Raw genomic sequence first — 15,486 nt, forward strand, 5'->3', positions numbered from 1 at the left:
GAGGGGGAGTGGGGGATGGGAAAAATCTTCCTTTTGCCTTCTTCCTTCTTCCTTCTTCCTTCTTCCCTCTAAAAAAGTACAAGCTTTTACTAAATTGTCAATATCTGATTCTGTATTTCCCAAGCTGATAATAAATGTTAGATGTTGCAGCATTGGTAATTCTGCCGTGACACCGAGTTGAGAGTGCATAATTTCATCTGCTGCAAATCCTGTGATTCCTAAATCTGATACTTTTACTGTTAGCCTGGTGCGGTCTAATGCTGCAAAACCGGGTGTATTTAACGGTTCTAAAACTGATAAACCGGGAATTTGACTGATGCGCGATCGAGCTGTTTCTGCTAGCTGTAAAGTTTGCGCCATTAACTCTTTGCCGCGGAGTGCGATTTGTTGGCGGGCTGCATCTAAGGATGCTAACAGTATATAACTCGGACTGGTGGATTGTACTAACTGCAATGCTTTATTTAATTTTTGGATATTTATACGATCGCCCTTGAGGTGCAGCATCGATGCTTGTGTCATTGCACCGAGGGTTTTGTGGATTGATTGTACTGTTAAATCCGCACCGGCTGATAGTGCTGGTTCTGGCAAGTTTGGGTGAAAGTTAAAGTGCGCGCCGTGAGCTTCGTCTGCTAATAACGGGATGTTGTATTGATGGGTAATTTGGGCGATCGCCCGCAAATCCCCGCAAACGCCGTGATAGGTTGGGTAGACGACCATTACTGCTTTCGCATCGGGATGTTGTTCTAGGGCTGCTGCTGTGGCTTCTGGGGTGATGCTGTTGGCAATATCCCAATCCGGGTTGTACTCTGGACTGACAAAAATTGGAATTGCACCGGATAAAATCAAACCTGAAATCGCCGAGGAGTGGATATTTCGAGGTAGGATAATTTTATCGCCGGGGCCGCAAGTTGCTAAGATGGCGGCGATAATTCCGCAAGTTGAACCGTTTGCCAAAAACCGAGTTGATTGGGCTCCAAATGCTTGGGCGGCTAATTCTTGAGCTTCGGCAATTGCACCTTCTGGGTTAAAGAGATTGTCTAACTCCGGCAATTCGGGCAAATCCGATCGAAATACTGTTGCACCGAATAAGTCAATTAAGGGCCCTGAGATTCCTTGTCCGCGTTTATGTCCGGGGGCGTAGAATGGGGCGTGCGGATGATTTGTGCGATCGCGCAGGGCATCTAATAGCGGTGTTTGTTGTTGAGGGTTGGGTGCTGACACGCTTAATTTTATTTGTTGTATTTGATATTTACTTTAATACCAAAGGCTTGGTTTTATGCGGCTTCAACAGTCAATTATCGCTCTTTAGATAGATGTGTAACTTATTTTTAATTTAGCATAATTGTACAACGATCGCCTAAATATTTGATTGACATTGCAACCGCAGATGTTGGCAGATAAACACAGATGAACGCAGATAAATTCAAAAATTTAATTGCAATGGTTGCAATTGAATTTTACGGTAATTAAACAAGGTCACACATTAGTTATTTTTATTTAAAAAAATGGCTGAAAGTGGCAACAAAATGTTTGAGAAACATCTCTATTAGCTGAGCAAAAAATTAACATGATTTCTCCCAACCCCACTCCGTTTCCAGGCCCGCAGATTCCCACTACTGAACCGGGGCTGCCGGAAATTCCTGCGTCGCCACCGGTGCCGGGCCCCGTACCCGAACCGATTCCCGGCCCGGTTCCTGAACCCATTCCCGCACCGGTGCCGGAGCCAATTCCGGCACCTGTACGGGAACCTGTACCCTCTCCGATTCCTCAAACAGTTCCGGGGCCTATTCCTCAGACAATCCCTGAACCAATCTAAATTATGTTTTAGTGCTTCGGGAAGTTTAACATTATTTGTGAGGTCGATCGCCCAAACCGGGTTTTTTGCATCCGTCCCAATTTAGTTGATGAATCGGGGACAGGAACAGGTTGTGGGCGATCGATTTTCTGTGCGACAACTTGTGAACCGTGGAGCCATCTACCTAAAGTTAGACATTTAAGCGATCGGAGGTTTTGATTTTGGGGCGGCCGGTCTGATATATTGCCGATACTTATGATACTTTGATACAGTGATATGTTTCTAAATAGCTATGCTTACCGCCGGAATTGTCGGACTGCCTAATGTTGGCAAATCTACTTTGTTTAATGCTTTGGTTGCTAATGCCAAGGCGACTGCTGCTAATTTTCCTTTCTGTACGATCGAGCCAAATACGGGTATCGTGGCAGTACCAGACGAACGGTTGAAGGTGCTGAGCAATATTTCCAAATCCGTGCAAACTGTGCCGACGCGGATGGAGTTTGTGGATATTGCGGGTTTGGTGAAGGGGGCGAGTCAGGGGGAAGGACTGGGAAATCAGTTTTTGTCTCACATTCGGGCCGTGGATGCGATCGTCCACGTTGTCCGCTGTTTTGACAATGATGATATCATTCACGTTGCGGGTTCTGTCGATCCCCAGCGAGATATTGACATTATCAATCTCGAATTAATTTTAGCAGATTTGGCTCAAATTGAACGCCGGCTCGATCGCACTCGCAAACAAGCCCGCAACAACAAGGAAGCTCAAGCAGAAGTAGACGTGCTCGAAAAGTTGCTAGTGGTTTTGAATGCAGAAAAACCAGTGCGCCAGTGCAGTTTAACTGACGAAGAAGCTGAATTAGTTAAAGGTTTAGAATTGTTAACAAACAAGCCGATTATCTATGCAGCCAACGTGTCTGAAGACGATTTGGGAACTGGAAATAGCTATGTCGAACAAGTGCGGGAAATAGCAGAAGCAGAAAATGCTAAAGTTGTCATAGTTTCGGCGCAAGTCGAGTCAGAATTGGTAGAGTTGCCAGAAGAAGAACGGGCAGATTTTCTAGAATCTCTCGGCGTGACTGAAGGAGGCTTAAAATCGTTGATTCGAGCTACTTACGAATTATTGGGTTTGCGGACTTATTTTACTAGCGGGCCAAAAGAAACTCGCGCTTGGACTATTATCGCGGGAATGTTAGCACCGCAAGCTGCAGGGGTGATTCACTCGGACTTTGAGCGGGGTTTCATCCGGGCCGAAACTGTAGCGTATGAAGATTTGGTAGCTACGGGCGCGATGAATGCAGCTAAGGAAAAAGGCTTAGTTCGCAGTGAAGGAAAAGAGTATGTTGTACAAGAGGGGGATGTGCTGTTGTTCAGATTTAATGTTTAGTTTTTTTCAGGAGATAAGCAAATGGATATCGTTTCGCTGGCAATTGCTTGGTTGGTAACTTCGGTGAGCTTTTTTATTCTTTCCAAGTTGCCCATCGGGGTAGATATTGACACTTTTGGAAAAGCGATGGTTTCGGCTGCAGTTTTTGGATTGCTGAATGCCTTAGTGCGACCGATTTTTATGTTGTTTACTTTTCCAGCTTTGTTGCTAACTTTTGGTTTGTTTATGATTGTTATCAACGCTGCTATCTTTGGATTGGCGGCTTGGCTAGTTGAAGGATTTCGCTTGCGGTGGGGAATTTGGAGTGCTTTGTTGGGCGCTGTAGCACTGGGTTTTATTAACTCTTTGCTATATCAGGTGTTGGGTACGCTACCAAGTGTACGGTAGATAGAGAAAGTAACGCGAAAGGGGCGGGTTGATCTGTGTTGTTAGCTATAGCAAATATCCCCGGCAAAACCCGCCCCTAATGACCAATGATATCAAATCCGGTAGCATCGTCCTGTATTCATATCTCTATTCTCTCTCTCTGTGTCCTCTGTGTTCTCTGCGGTTAAATCATTCCGATGCAACCGGAAACGATATGACTAATGACTAATGACTAATGACCCATGACCAATGACTAATGACTAATAACCTATGATGAGTAATTGTCAGGGACAAAAGCGTCTCGACTGCGACTATTTTCCACAGGCCAGTCTGGATGTTCTCCACCGATAATCAATTCTTCAATCGTCACGAATTCTTTGCTTAGTTGCTGGAAAACATTAATTAAAATATCGATGCCGATAGCGTCGCTCGTCCCTAAATCAAACCAACAGCGAGCCCAAGAACCTTGATACTCCATTTCTCCCATATTGTGCATCAAAGCCATCATGCTTTGGTCGGCTAGATTAACATCGTAATCCATGTCACTAATATCTAAGCCTTCATCTTGAACTTGCAAATTTTCGGCATTAAATCCCCCTAGTTTTCCCAAGAAAAACCAAGAGTCAAATACTTCTTCAACATACTGTTTTTCACCGTTTGAAGGCACGTTGCTAAACTTCAGCCAAATCCAGAGGTCAAAGGGGTTAAACTCGCGAAACTGTACTTTCATGGTTTTTTGGTATTTTTATAGTGGTGGTAAAGCCGTCGGCCCCCAGATGCCACCTGCATCTCTGATTTTATCGCGCATTGGGTCGCAGTTACGAGATTTGCTGTCGAGACGGTTGCGCGTTTTGCACTGCTGAAAGAAGATTTCGGCTACTAGGCTGCGCGGTAGTTGGTCTGGTTTGACTAAGGCTGCGTCGAAGTTTTGGCGGGCTTCTTCTAGTAGGGTTTTGTTGATGTCTTTTCCCCTGGCTTGGGAAAACAAGATTTGTGCTTTGAGATAAAGAATTTCTGGATTGTTTGGTGTTTCTGCTAGGGATTTGTTTGCAAATTCTAGGGCGCGATCGTATTTTTTTAAGTCTCGATAGCCTACTGCCATGCCGCGATAAGCTAAGTAGCGCGGAGAAGCTTTTTCTTCCAGTCGTTTAATGGCTTCGCTGGGGTTGGAAAAGGGCAGGTTCGTGGCTAGCATTAAGTCCATGTAGCCTTTAAGCAGGTTGAGTTCTGGGTCGTTGGGAGCTATTTTTTCGGCTGCATCTAGGTATTGAAATACTACTCGCAGTTTGTTGAGTGCTTGGGGCGCGCCTTTGGCTGTTCCTTCTTTGGCTATGGCATTTGCTCCTTCTAGAAAGTGACCGACTGCTGTGTATAGGTTGCCGCGTAATGGGTTAGTTTTGGTCAATTGTTCGCCTACTTCGCGGGTTTTTTGCGCGTAGGAATTCATCGAGTCGAAGTCTTGCTCGATGTAGGATAGGGAGGCTGCCATTGCATAGGCTAGCGGCTCGTTTGGTTCGGCTAATAGTGCTTGTTGAACTTGGACTTTTGCTTGTTTGTAGTTTCCTTGTTCAAACATTGTTTTGAAGGCTGCTTCGGTGTTGGGCCCGATCGCCTGTGGGTTGCTGCTGCGAAAGGGATCCCCCGCTACTGCGGAGTTAATGCAGAGGCCGAGGACGATCGCACTTGCTCCAAGGGCGATCGCCCCCACAGTCTTTTTGGAACTCAACATCTGCTTGCCAATGGACGCTAAAATAGTTTTCATCATCGTCAATTCTCAAAAAGCAATTGATTGTAAACTGGGAATCTGAAAATTGAAAGTTCAGACTTCCGGGCCGCGACTCAAAAATCGATCGGATAATCTTGATTTTTCCTGGCTATTGCTGTATACTTTAATAATGGGAGTGTGAGCATTCATAAAATTTTTGCACGTACTCTCATTGTTAAATAATAGCATTAAATAATCTCAAAATCAAGGGGGAAAGCTTAAAAAAAAAGGTCGATTTTTGTAAAGATTTATGTAAAATAATTGTGTGCGATCGGTATCAGCAAAAAAACCGTCTCCACTATTAATAGTAACTGCCAACGGGAGCATCTCACTTTTGCAGCCAAGCTATAAATTGGATACAGGAGACAGGAGACAGGAGGAAAGAAGAAGAAAGAAGGAGTCAAAAGAAGTGTTTTTACAAATATGAGATGTTCCCCTGCCAACTGCTTTCCTAACAACTGCCAACTAACAACTGCCAACTGCCATTAATGCTATATCTAAAAAACTTAGTTTATCATCCTACAGCCTGTCCGAATGCTATTCTGAAAAATATCAACTTAGAACTGCCATCGCAGCAAATGGGGCTGATTGTAGGCCGCAGCGGTTCCGGCAAAAGTACGCTATTAGAAATATTAGCAGGTTTAGCAGAAAAAACTAGCGGCGACATCCGCTGGCGCGAACAAGAATTAACACCGGAACACTTGCAACAGTTAGGAGGTTTAGTATTCCAGTTTCCCGAAAGGCATTTTTGCGGAGGCACAATTTTAGAAGAATTGCGACTGGGACATCCTGAATTGGGACAAGAACAAATTAACTCAGCAATGATAGAGGTGGGACTCGGACATTTGCCGCTGCGTAGTTCTCCCCACGCTTTGAGTGGCGGACAACAGCGCCGGGTAGCCCTAGCGGTGCAACTAATTCGCCAGCCGCATTTACTGCTTTTGGACGAACCGACGGCGGGTTTGGATTGGTCGATGCGCCGACAGTTGGTAAGCTTGTTGGGTAAGTTGAAAAGTCACTGGACTTTGTTGATTGTCACTCACGATGCTAGCGATTTGTTGAGCGTTGCTGATAAATTTTGGACTTTAGACCACGGGGATTTGCAGGAGGTCGATCGGGGTAAATTAGAAGCTAAGGAAACGAGTTTTGTTAGTCAGTAGTCAGTCAGTAGTCAGTCGGTAGTTGACAGGAAAGCAGTTGGCAGGAAAGCAGTAGTCAGTAGTCAGTAGTCAGTAGTCAGTAGTCAGTAGTCAGTAGTCAGTAGTCATTGGTTATTGGTCATTGGTTATTGGTTATTGGTTATTGGTTATTGGTTATTAGTCATGCCAAATCCGGGTTTGGTATCCCCTTTATTAGCCAGTGGGCCTTCTGCCGACATTGTTTGACTTTATGGCGGTTTCAACCGCCGAATCATCCAAGGGATATGTTGCCCGAATCTAGTATCTGTGAAGCATTTTTAGGTATTTTGGAGCGGAGAGAATTTGCAGAGTTTACGAAATAGTAGGAATAGAAGATGAATCAGATGACAGTGCCTGTGTTGCCGGAAATGAATGAATTGTGGCAACAAACGCTGAATTGGCAGCCGGATGAGTCGCAGCAGCAACAATTTCAGCGGCTTTACGAGTTGATTGTTGAGGGAAATCGTTCCTTGAATTTAACTCGAATTACTGAGCCTGTTGAGTTTTGGGAAAAACATTTGTGGGATTCTCTGCGGGGAATTGCGAGACTGCTGCCACCTAATCAAAATTTGGCGGAAAATAACGATTCTCCCGCAAAGCACCCGTTGAAAGCGATTGATATCGGGACTGGTGGCGGTTTTCCGGGGTTGCCGATCGCGATCGCCCTGCCGGATTTATCTGTCACCTTGCTCGATTCTACTCGCAAGAAAATTACTTTCTTGGATACTGTTTTGCCCTCTTTAGGGATCGCAAATGCTGTGACTTTGCTGGGCAGATCCGATGAAATTGCCCGACAGTTGCCGCACAAACAAGCTTACGATTTAGCTCTTCTGAGGGCTGTTGGAGCCGCTTCTGCGTGTGCTAAATACGCGCTACCTTTCCTGAAAAACGGCGGTTTGGCTGTGCTTTACCGGGGGAATTGGACGGCGGAGGAAGAGACGGATTTGCAAAGTGCGATCGAGCGTTTGGGCGGCACACTTGAGTCAGTCGAATCATTCACCACGCCGACAAGTCAGGGCGCGCGCCACTGCGTTTACTTGCGGAAAACTGTACAGCAGTTCGATCGCCCGATTCGTTAGCTAGAGAACGTTTCTATTGGCGGGATTGATATCAAGCGATCTTTGTATTTTAGAGATAACAAATAGTGTAGCTCGATCGCAGCTACACTATTTTTGAAACTAACCGATCGCCTTTTCGTAGCGCTTGTTAACTTCCGTCCAATTAACAACATTCCACCAAGCTTTTAAGTAGTCAGCACGCAGGTTTTGATACTTGAGATAATAAGCGTGTTCCCAAACATCATTGCCCATGATTGGATAATTTCCTTCCATGAAAGGGCTGTCTTGATTGGCAGTAGTTGCAATTTCTAATTTGCCTGCTTTATTGCGAACCAGCCAAACCCAACCGCTGCCAAAACGCTTAGTACCGGCTTCGTTAAATTTGGCTTGAAAATCGCTAACACTGCCGAAATTTTGCTTAATTGCTGTGGCAATTGCCCCTGTGGGTTCGCCGCCGCCTTTGGGACTCATGATTTCCCAAAACATAGTGTGATTAAGGTGTCCGCCGCCGTTATTACGCACGGTTGTGCGAATATCTTCCGGCACTTTGCTCAAATCTTTGAGCATATTTTCGGCACTAATATTTTTTAGTTGCGGGTGTTTGCTGACAGCCTCGTTGAGGTTTTTAACGTAAGCAGCGTGATGTTTGTCGTGGTGAAACTGCATTGTCCGCGCGTCGATGTGCGGTTCTAAAGCGTTGTATTCGTAAGGCAGAGGCGGCAGTGTAAAAGGGCCGGGAGTTTGGGCTACTTTTGGGCTTTCTGCAATGGCAGTTGATTGGACTACACTATTTCCTGACGCTTGGCAAGCACCTGCGGTAAGAGCTCCGACGCTAGCTGTTAGCAAATACAAGAAGTCTCGGCGTTTGAGAGTCATAAAAGATACTTAAGTGGATTATTAACTGTTCGATCTCAGATTAAAGCAAAATGGAAGCGAGTTGGGAAAAAAAAGTTATATCGCCCGAATGGATGAGACGGATGGGTGATGGTTGTGAGAGTTTTTTGAGTATACGCTAATTGTGTGCGCTTGAGTAAAACTCATGTGTTCCGGTTAACTAACCCGGTTTCTATGTTGAAACCGGGTTTTTTTTGATTATTCTTGGGAAAGACGCTGTACGGATTCGCCTCCAAAAAGCCGATCGGCTGCTTGCAAAATACCGGGGATTTTAGCAGCGTGGGGGCTGTGGGCGAGACAGCGGCGCAAGTCCAATTCATTGAGGCGATCGGCTTTTTTGCCGGGAAACCAGTGGCTGGCGTTACCTAAGAGGTTGTAGCGCATCTTGCAATAGTCGATCGCATCGTAAGCATTCGCCAAATTCCACAGCCACAAAATCACACGAATGTTAACCTCTCCGGGAGTATTTTCGACAGTAGGTAAACCGACATCCCAAGTCTTAAACCAATCTTCTCCTAATTTATCAATCGCTGCCTTTTCCAACCTTGCTAATATCGGCGGCAACAATTCATCGGCTCTATCTAACAATTCTACAGCCTTCAGATGCTCGTTAAAATCTTCAGGTTTGGCAGCACCCAAACTCAAAGTATGTACTTGCGGGTGCGACAAACAAAACAAATCGTTAAACACCATCGGACTCAGGGGATAGCACAAATCAACCAATTTTTGCGATGGGTTGTAAAGTTGACCGCCTTTGTCGGAAGGGCTGATAATAAAAACGCCCATGTCGTGACGTTTTGCGGCTTCAATTGCGGGCCAATTAATTTGATTGATGTAGTACCAGTGCAAGTTAATATAATCAAATTGATTGGTTTCAATGGTTTTAACAATCACATCCGTCGGCCCGTGAGTTGCAAAACCAATAAACCGAACTTTGCCTTCTGCTTGCAATTGTTTAGCAACATCCATGCAGCCGCCGGGACGCATAGATTCCTCTAGCAATTCCCACGTATTAATGCCGTGCAGGGAAAATAAATCGACGTATTCTAGTTGCAAATAAGCTAAGGATTTATTAAATTCTTCGCGAAACTCCTGGGAGTTGGCTTGGGGATTTACTTTTGTTTGAACTATCAATTTTTCGCGAGGAAACTGCGGCAAAATCAAGCCTAACTGCATCTCGGAAGTGCCGTAACCGCGAGCAGTTTCTATGTGATTGATGCCGCATTCGATAGAATAACGAATTGTGGCTTCTACATTTTGTTGATTGTCTGGTGGAATCTCATTTACTGGCACGTCTTGCCATTTGTGGTGATATCTCATACCGCCACAGGAAAAGACGGGCATGGATAATTCTGTGCGGCCGAATCTGCGATATTGCATCATAAGTTATTAGTTATTAGTTATTAGTTATTAGTTATTGGTTATTGGTTATTAGTTATTGGTTGTTAGTTGTTGGTTGTTGGTTGTTGGTTGTTAGTTATTAGTTATGGGTTGTGAGTTATTAGTTGTTGGTTGTTGGTGGTTAATATAAGTTAATTAAGCAAGCTTTTTCTTTATTTGCAGGCTGTAGTTTACATTTCAGGTTTTTTTTAGAACAGGCAAGATGCCTGTTCCACAAAAGATTTTTGGCAAGCCGCGGGTAAGTTTTGACTATTTAGAAATCTCGCGAACTGCGGGTTTACCGTCTTTGATTTCGCCTACTAAAACTAAATCAGTACAGCCTACAAATAAGCCATTTTCTAACACACCGGGAATGTTATTCAATGTTTTTTCCATTTCTCCGGGGTTAGGAATGTCATCAAATTTGACATCAATTACCATGTTACCTTGGTCGGTAATTACTGGGCCGGCTTTTTTGATTCCCATGCGGAGTTCTGGTTTGCCGCCCAATTTTTCGATGGCGCGAGTAACGGGGGTGATTGCCATCGGTATTACTTCGATGGGTACGCGAAAAGTAGAACCCAATTTATCTACCATTTTGGAACTGTCAACTACTACAATAAACTGAGTTGCGAGGTAATCGACAACTTTTTCGCGGGTGTGCGCTGCGCCGCCACCTTTAATTAAGTTGAGGTGGGGATCGACTTCATCAGCGCCGTCTATAGCTACGTCAATTCTGTCAATCTCATCTAATGTTGTCAGCGGCACTCCGTATTGTTTGGCCAATACTTCTGATTGAAAAGATGTCGGGACTCCTTTGATATCTTTGAGTTGTCCTGATTTTATGCGATCGCCCAATGCTTGAATAGTATAAGCTGTAGTTGACCCCGTGCCTAGTCCGACAATCATACCAGATTTTACGCGATCGGCGGCAGCAAAGCCGACTTGCTGTTTCATCAATTTTACGGGATCTTGTTCTGTGGTCATGTTCGGTACTCCTCAATAGTTTTAAGATTATACCATTTATTATGGATTTATTTAACCGCAGAGAGCGCAGAAAACGCTGAGAGGAAAAAGAAGAACAGAGGAGAATTGCAAATTATTTCAAGTGGAAACTTCTCTCTTTCTTCTCTGCGCCCTCTGCGCCCTCTGCGGTTAAACAAAAAAAATCTAGTTCACAAATCGGCGGATAATTGCCATAATGAAAATCGGATTTCTGGATACCTACACTTGGGATTACAATATTGACACTCCTTACCGCGAACCTTTGGGCGGCACTCAGTCAGCTATTTGTTATTTGGCTGAGGCGTTGGCTGCGCTGGGAAACGAGGTATTTTTACTCAACAATACTTCCGAGTCGGGGATGTCGCGCGGTGTTGATTGCAGGCAGCGCGTAGGGAATAAAGCTAATTTAGAATTGCTGCGATCGCTCGATTTTTTAGTTATAGTCAATATAGTCGGCAAAGCGCTGGAAATTAAGCCGCTTTTGGGCCAACATACTAAGTTAATTTTGTGGATTCATAACGAACCAGGCTTTGTCTTTCTTGAAGATTTTAATAATTTTCAAGAAGTTAATGCTTGCGATGCGTTTGTGTTTGTCAGCGACTGGCAGCGCGAGCAATTTCACGCTCGTTTTGGGCTTGACTCGAATCGCAGTTATGTTTTAAGAAATGCGATCGCACCTTGTTTTGCTAACATTTTCTCCGATAATATTTCAATCCTATCTCAAAAATCTCTGCCGCCAATTATAGCTTACACTAGCACTCCCTTTCGCGGACTCGATATTTTATTAAAAGTCTTTCCCGAAATTCGTGAAGCTGTCCCCGGAACTAGATTAAAAGTATTTTCTAGCATGAAAGTACACCAAATAGACGACAATGATAATAACCTGTTTTTCGGTGAGATTTACGAACAGTGTCAGGCAACAGCAGGCGTTGAGTACATTGGTTCGATACCGCAACCCGAACTCGTCCGGCAACTGCGTTCTGTCGCGGTTTTAGCTTACCCTAATACCTATTTGGAAACGTCATCTATTGCGGTGATGGAGGCGATGGCCAGCGGTTGCCGGATTGTGACGAGTGATTTGGCGGCTTTGCCGGAAACAACGGCTGGATTTGCGCGTCTAGTTTCTATGTCGGGGACAGAAAATTTGGCATCGGTAACTAATTGGAACCGTGCCGGAAAACCGGATTGGGAGGGATATACAAGGCGGTTTGTTGAGGCGACAGTCTCAGTTTTAAAAGAGTTTGCGGGGGCCGGCCGCGCCACTGCTGAAAATCATCTGAGACGGCAGGTAGAATATATAAATCGAGGGTGTACTTGGTCTGTGCGTGCCGGAGAGTGGGTAGAATGGTTGAATAGTATTAGTGTAAAACCTGTAAGAGTGGCAGAGAAAATGATCGCGGATTCTTTGGTAGATTTCAAGGCAGTTAAAAGTTATTTCCTAAAGGGCAATCGGCTGAAAGATGCAGGCAATTTCGATGGCGCTATTGAAAATTATCAGCAAGCTTTAGAGTTGAATCCAGCCGAGGCGGAAGTTCATAAAAAGTTGGCGGAAGTTTATATTTTGCAAGGAGAATTTGCTGGGGCGATCGCCCAATGCAATCTCGCCCTTAAATTCCAACCGAATTTTGCTGCCGCTTACTTGACGCTGGGTAATGCCCTGCAGGCTGAAGACAAGCTGGAAATGGCAATTAAAGCTTATTTGCAAGCTTTAGAAATTCAGCCGGAATTTGCCGAAGCTAGCGCGAATCTCGGCAGTATGTATTACAAGTTAGGGCAATTGGAACAGGCGGCAAATTGTTACCAAAAAGCTCTTGCCCTTAATCCCAATTTGTGTTCTGTAAATTTGATGCTGGCAGGCGTTTTGCAGCAACAAGGAAAGTTAGATGCAGCAATTGCTTGCTGTCAAAAAGTGCTGCAACTGCAACCAGGGAATGCTAGCGCTGCGGAAAAAATATCGAGTTTGACTCAACAAAAACAGCAAGAAACTGGCAGCCAAGTCATCGAATTAGAAACAGAATCAGACGCAGCGCAACCAATATCTGTCAATAAAGATGAAGGCTACGGCTTGCAGCCTTCTAGCATCAATTTGCCGCCTGCGCCTGCTGTAGAAAATTTAAATACTCCGTTTACCAATCCCGCCGCAGTTTCCGAACAAGTTACCTCCCTGAAGGTTCCAGAAAACAGACAAGTTGCCAATTATCAAGAAGTAGAACCCTACAAAAAACTGGCAGAAAACTGTTTAGTTCAAGGTAAAATTAAAGAGGCGATCGCAGCGTGCCAGCAAGCCCTAAAAATTCGCCCTGATTACATCCACGCTTACGTCACTTTAGGCAATGCTTTGCAAGCTGGAGGCAAAATTGAAGCTGCTATTCGATCCTATTCTCAAGCCTTAGAATTGCAGCCAAACTTTGCGGAAGTGCGGGCAAATATTGGCAGTATGTACTTTAAAATGGGACGTTTGGAAGAGGCGATCGCCAATTACCAGCAAGCCATTGCCCTAAGTCCCGATTTAGCGGGCGCTCACTGGAATTTAGGGAAAGTATATCACAAACACGGCAACGTCGAAGCAGCGATCGCCTGTTTTAAAAGAACATCCGAGCTCAACCCGCAGCTTGTCGGTGCCGACTTCCACTTTAACCTGGGAAATCGACTTTTCAGTCAAGGAAAGCGCGACGAAGCCGTCGAAAGCTACGAAAAGGCGATCGCCATTAAACCCGATTGGGCCGAAGCCTATGCTAACATCGGCAGCGCGCGATCGCAACAAGGCAATCTCGATGCTGCCATCGCTTACTATCAAAAAGCTGTAAGTTTCAAACCAGAATTAGAAGTTCTGCACTTCAACTTAGGCAACTCATTCTTACAGCTATGCAGGTACGAAGAAGCAATTACTAATTACCAAAATACCCTCAAAATCAAGCCAGATTGGCCGGAAGTTCACGCTAACCTCGGCAGTTGTTTTTCCATGCTGGGGCGGCTGGAAGAAGCCTTAGCCAGCTATCAGCAAGCTTTGACACTAAAACCGGATTGGGCAGAGGTTTACTGCCGGATGGGACACATTCAAAAACAAGATAAGCCCCTAGAGGCGATCGCACATTTTGAAAAGGCGATCGAATGCAGCCCCAAATTCAGCGAAGCCCACCAACAACTCTGCGACTTGCTAAGCCACTCCACCAACCTCGCCAGAGCCCGCAGCGTCGCCGACAAATACTGCGAATTTTGCGGCGACAATGCCCCAGTCATGTCAGCCACAGCCTACGTCTTTTCCTACCTGCAATCAGGTGTCAGCAAACAGGCAATTCAGAAACTCGAAGAAATCGAAAAACTCTGCTACGAAAAAGTCGAAACCTTTAGCGTCATCGAACTAAAACTGCTTTACGAAATCTTTCTATTTGCAGTTTCCCACCTACGAGACAACCGCCAAAAAAATGCCAATTTCTACCGATTAGTTGCCAAGGAATACTACAAAAAAGCCGTCATGCAGCGGCAGCAAATCAACCGTATCAAATCAGCAAATTTCCTCACAAAACAACAGCCCTTAAAAATCGGCTTCCTTTCCAAACACTTCCGCCGCCACTCAGTAGGCTGGTGCAGCGAAGCTTTAATCCGCGAATTAAGCCGCATCACTCCCCACGTTCATCTTTACGTCACCGGCAAACTCAACCGAGATGAAGTTACCGAACGATTTGAAGAAATGGCCGGCAAGTTTTACTGGCCGAAAAAATATCCCAACGGCTTTGCTGACGGCGGCGAAATCCTCGCAGAAATAGTGCAAGACGATTTGGATGTTTTAATAGATTTAGACTCGATGACAGTGCCGACAAATGTCGAAGTGCTGTATCAATATCCTGCGGGAATTTGCGTTTCTTGGCTGGGATTCGATGCGCCCTACATTTCGGAAAATCACTATTTTCTCTGCGACGAACACACTCACCCCCCAGGCGTTGAAGAACATTACTTAGAACAGTTAGTTAGATTGCCTAGTTGTTCGGTAGCAATTAGCCAACTGCAAAGCATTGATGTAAATCGAGATGCGATTAGAAATGCTCTGGGGATTGGGTTAAATCAAATGGCTTATTTGTGCGTTGCGCCAGGGAGAAAAACAAATCCCGAAATGGTACAAGCTCAAGTTAGAATTCTCAAACAAGTACCAGATAGTTTATTGATTCGCAAGGGCCAAGGCGATCCAGATGTTATTCACAGCACTTACCGCGAAGAATGCGATATTCAAGGAGTAGATTTTGCTCGAATTAAGTTTATCGGGCAAACCAGAACCGAGGAAGAACACCGCGCTATTTATTATGTAGCTGACGTGCTGTTAGATTCCTATCCTTACAACGGCGGGACTCACAATTTAGAGGCTTTGTGGGCGAATTTGCCAGTAGTAACTCGATCCGGCGACCAATATCTTTCGCGGATGGGTTACGCTTTTCTCAAAAGTGCAAATCTCGATGTCGGTGCGGCTTGGAGTTGGGAAGAATACACGCAGTGGGGAGTTAAGTTTGGGCGAGATGCTGGTTTGAGAAATGCGGTGAAACAGCATTTAATAAAATCTAAGCAGCCAGAACATCTCGCACCTTTGTGGAATCCTAAAAAGTTGGCTGAGGATATGTATGAAGTGTTTCAAAAACTGTTAGCTAAATAGGCGGAGAATTGGCCCGCGC

General features: G+C 45.0%; 12 protein-coding genes. 6 read left to right on the plus strand and 6 right to left on the minus strand.

The window, feature by feature from the left end:
• A partial coding sequence (locus AACV78_RS10735) for an aminotransferase class I/II-fold pyridoxal phosphate-dependent enzyme (RefSeq protein ID WP_339383577.1) occupies window positions 1-1,221 on the minus strand: 1,221 nt, incomplete at its 3' end.
• Between the two features lie 346 nt (window positions 1,222-1,567).
• On the opposite strand from AACV78_RS10735, the gene AACV78_RS10740 reads away from it, so the two are divergent.
• From AACV78_RS10740 to AACV78_RS10750, 3 genes are all read left to right on the plus strand, one after another.
• Window positions 1,568-1,816, plus strand: a complete 249-nt coding sequence (locus AACV78_RS10740) for a gamma-aminobutyric acid A receptor, epsilon-like protein (protein WP_194009989.1) — start codon at window positions 1,568-1,570, stop codon at window positions 1,814-1,816.
• 271 nt (window positions 1,817-2,087) lie between these two features.
• The gene (gene ychF, locus AACV78_RS10745; RefSeq protein ID WP_194009988.1) at window positions 2,088-3,179 is read left to right on the plus strand and encodes a redox-regulated ATPase YchF; all 1,092 of its coding nucleotides are present in this window, start codon (window positions 2,088-2,090) and stop codon (window positions 3,177-3,179) included.
• 21 nt (window positions 3,180-3,200) lie between these two features.
• Window positions 3,201-3,566, plus strand: a complete 366-nt coding sequence (locus AACV78_RS10750; RefSeq protein WP_194009987.1) for a phage holin family protein — start codon at window positions 3,201-3,203, stop codon at window positions 3,564-3,566.
• 247 nt (window positions 3,567-3,813) lie between these two features.
• Here AACV78_RS10750 and AACV78_RS10755 read toward each other — a convergent pair whose 3' ends face one another.
• The gene (locus AACV78_RS10755) at window positions 3,814-4,275 is read right to left on the minus strand and encodes a DUF3531 family protein (protein ID WP_194009986.1); all 462 of its coding nucleotides are present in this window, start codon (window positions 4,273-4,275) and stop codon (window positions 3,814-3,816) included.
• Between the two features lie 15 nt (window positions 4,276-4,290).
• Window positions 4,291-5,310, minus strand: coding sequence for a Sll0314/Alr1548 family TPR repeat-containing protein (locus AACV78_RS10760; RefSeq protein WP_194009985.1), 1,020 nt, complete (start codon window positions 5,308-5,310; stop codon window positions 4,291-4,293).
• 488 nt (window positions 5,311-5,798) lie between these two features.
• Here AACV78_RS10760 and AACV78_RS10765 point away from each other — a divergent pair, with 488 nt between their 5' ends.
• Window positions 5,799-6,470: an ABC transporter ATP-binding protein gene (locus tag AACV78_RS10765; RefSeq protein WP_194009984.1), complete on the plus strand. Its 672-nt coding sequence runs from the start codon at window positions 5,799-5,801 to the stop codon at window positions 6,468-6,470.
• A gap of 353 nt (window positions 6,471-6,823) precedes the next feature.
• Complete coding sequence (gene rsmG, locus AACV78_RS10770) at window positions 6,824-7,567, plus strand: 16S rRNA (guanine(527)-N(7))-methyltransferase RsmG (protein WP_194009983.1); 744 nt, start codon at window positions 6,824-6,826, stop codon at window positions 7,565-7,567.
• Window positions 7,568-7,666: 99 nt separating this feature from the next.
• Here rsmG and AACV78_RS10775 read toward each other — a convergent pair whose 3' ends face one another.
• The 3 genes from AACV78_RS10775 to rpiA form a co-directional block, all read right to left on the minus strand.
• Entirely contained in the window at window positions 7,667-8,422 is a 756-nt protein-coding gene (locus AACV78_RS10775; protein WP_194009982.1) for a Fe-Mn family superoxide dismutase, read from the minus strand.
• A gap of 216 nt (window positions 8,423-8,638) precedes the next feature.
• Complete coding sequence (locus AACV78_RS10780; protein ID WP_228042167.1) at window positions 8,639-9,823, minus strand: aldo/keto reductase; 1,185 nt, start codon at window positions 9,821-9,823, stop codon at window positions 8,639-8,641.
• Between the two features lie 267 nt (window positions 9,824-10,090).
• Window positions 10,091-10,807, minus strand: a complete 717-nt coding sequence (gene rpiA, locus AACV78_RS10785) for a ribose-5-phosphate isomerase RpiA (protein WP_194009981.1) — start codon at window positions 10,805-10,807, stop codon at window positions 10,091-10,093.
• A 214-nt stretch (window positions 10,808-11,021) separates the two neighbouring features.
• Between rpiA and AACV78_RS10790 the strand changes: the two genes are divergently transcribed.
• Window positions 11,022-15,467: a tetratricopeptide repeat protein gene (locus AACV78_RS10790; RefSeq protein ID WP_194009980.1), complete on the plus strand. Its 4,446-nt coding sequence runs from the start codon at window positions 11,022-11,024 to the stop codon at window positions 15,465-15,467.
• The last annotated feature ends 19 nt before the right edge of the window (window positions 15,468-15,486 follow it).

The sequence above is a fragment of the Tychonema sp. LEGE 07196 genome (assembly GCF_963890365.1).
In the GTDB taxonomy this organism is placed as follows: Bacteria; Cyanobacteriota; Cyanobacteriia; order Cyanobacteriales; family Microcoleaceae; genus Microcoleus.

What these genes read in the sequence shown, in the direction of transcription:
- AACV78_RS10780 (WP_228042167.1), bottom strand. Translation starts at nt 9,823, where the DNA reads ATGATGCAATATCGCAGATTCGGCCGCACAGAATTATCCATGCCCGTC.
- rpiA (WP_194009981.1), bottom strand. Translation starts at nt 10,807, where the DNA reads ATGACCACAGAACAAGATCCCGTAAAATTGATGAAACAGCAAGTCGGC.
- AACV78_RS10740 (WP_194009989.1), top strand. Translation starts at nt 1,568, where the DNA reads ATGATTTCTCCCAACCCCACTCCGTTTCCAGGCCCGCAGATTCCCACT.
- AACV78_RS10765 (WP_194009984.1), top strand. Translation starts at nt 5,799, where the DNA reads ATGCTATATCTAAAAAACTTAGTTTATCATCCTACAGCCTGTCCGAAT.
- AACV78_RS10775 (WP_194009982.1), bottom strand. Translation starts at nt 8,422, where the DNA reads ATGACTCTCAAACGCCGAGACTTCTTGTATTTGCTAACAGCTAGCGTC.
- rsmG (WP_194009983.1), top strand. Translation starts at nt 6,824, where the DNA reads ATGAATCAGATGACAGTGCCTGTGTTGCCGGAAATGAATGAATTGTGG.
- AACV78_RS10790 (WP_194009980.1), top strand. Translation starts at nt 11,022, where the DNA reads ATGAAAATCGGATTTCTGGATACCTACACTTGGGATTACAATATTGAC.
- ychF (WP_194009988.1), top strand. Translation starts at nt 2,088, where the DNA reads ATGCTTACCGCCGGAATTGTCGGACTGCCTAATGTTGGCAAATCTACT.
- AACV78_RS10755 (WP_194009986.1), bottom strand. Translation starts at nt 4,275, where the DNA reads ATGAAAGTACAGTTTCGCGAGTTTAACCCCTTTGACCTCTGGATTTGG.
- AACV78_RS10750 (WP_194009987.1), top strand. Translation starts at nt 3,201, where the DNA reads ATGGATATCGTTTCGCTGGCAATTGCTTGGTTGGTAACTTCGGTGAGC.
- AACV78_RS10760 (WP_194009985.1), bottom strand. Translation starts at nt 5,310, where the DNA reads ATGATGAAAACTATTTTAGCGTCCATTGGCAAGCAGATGTTGAGTTCC.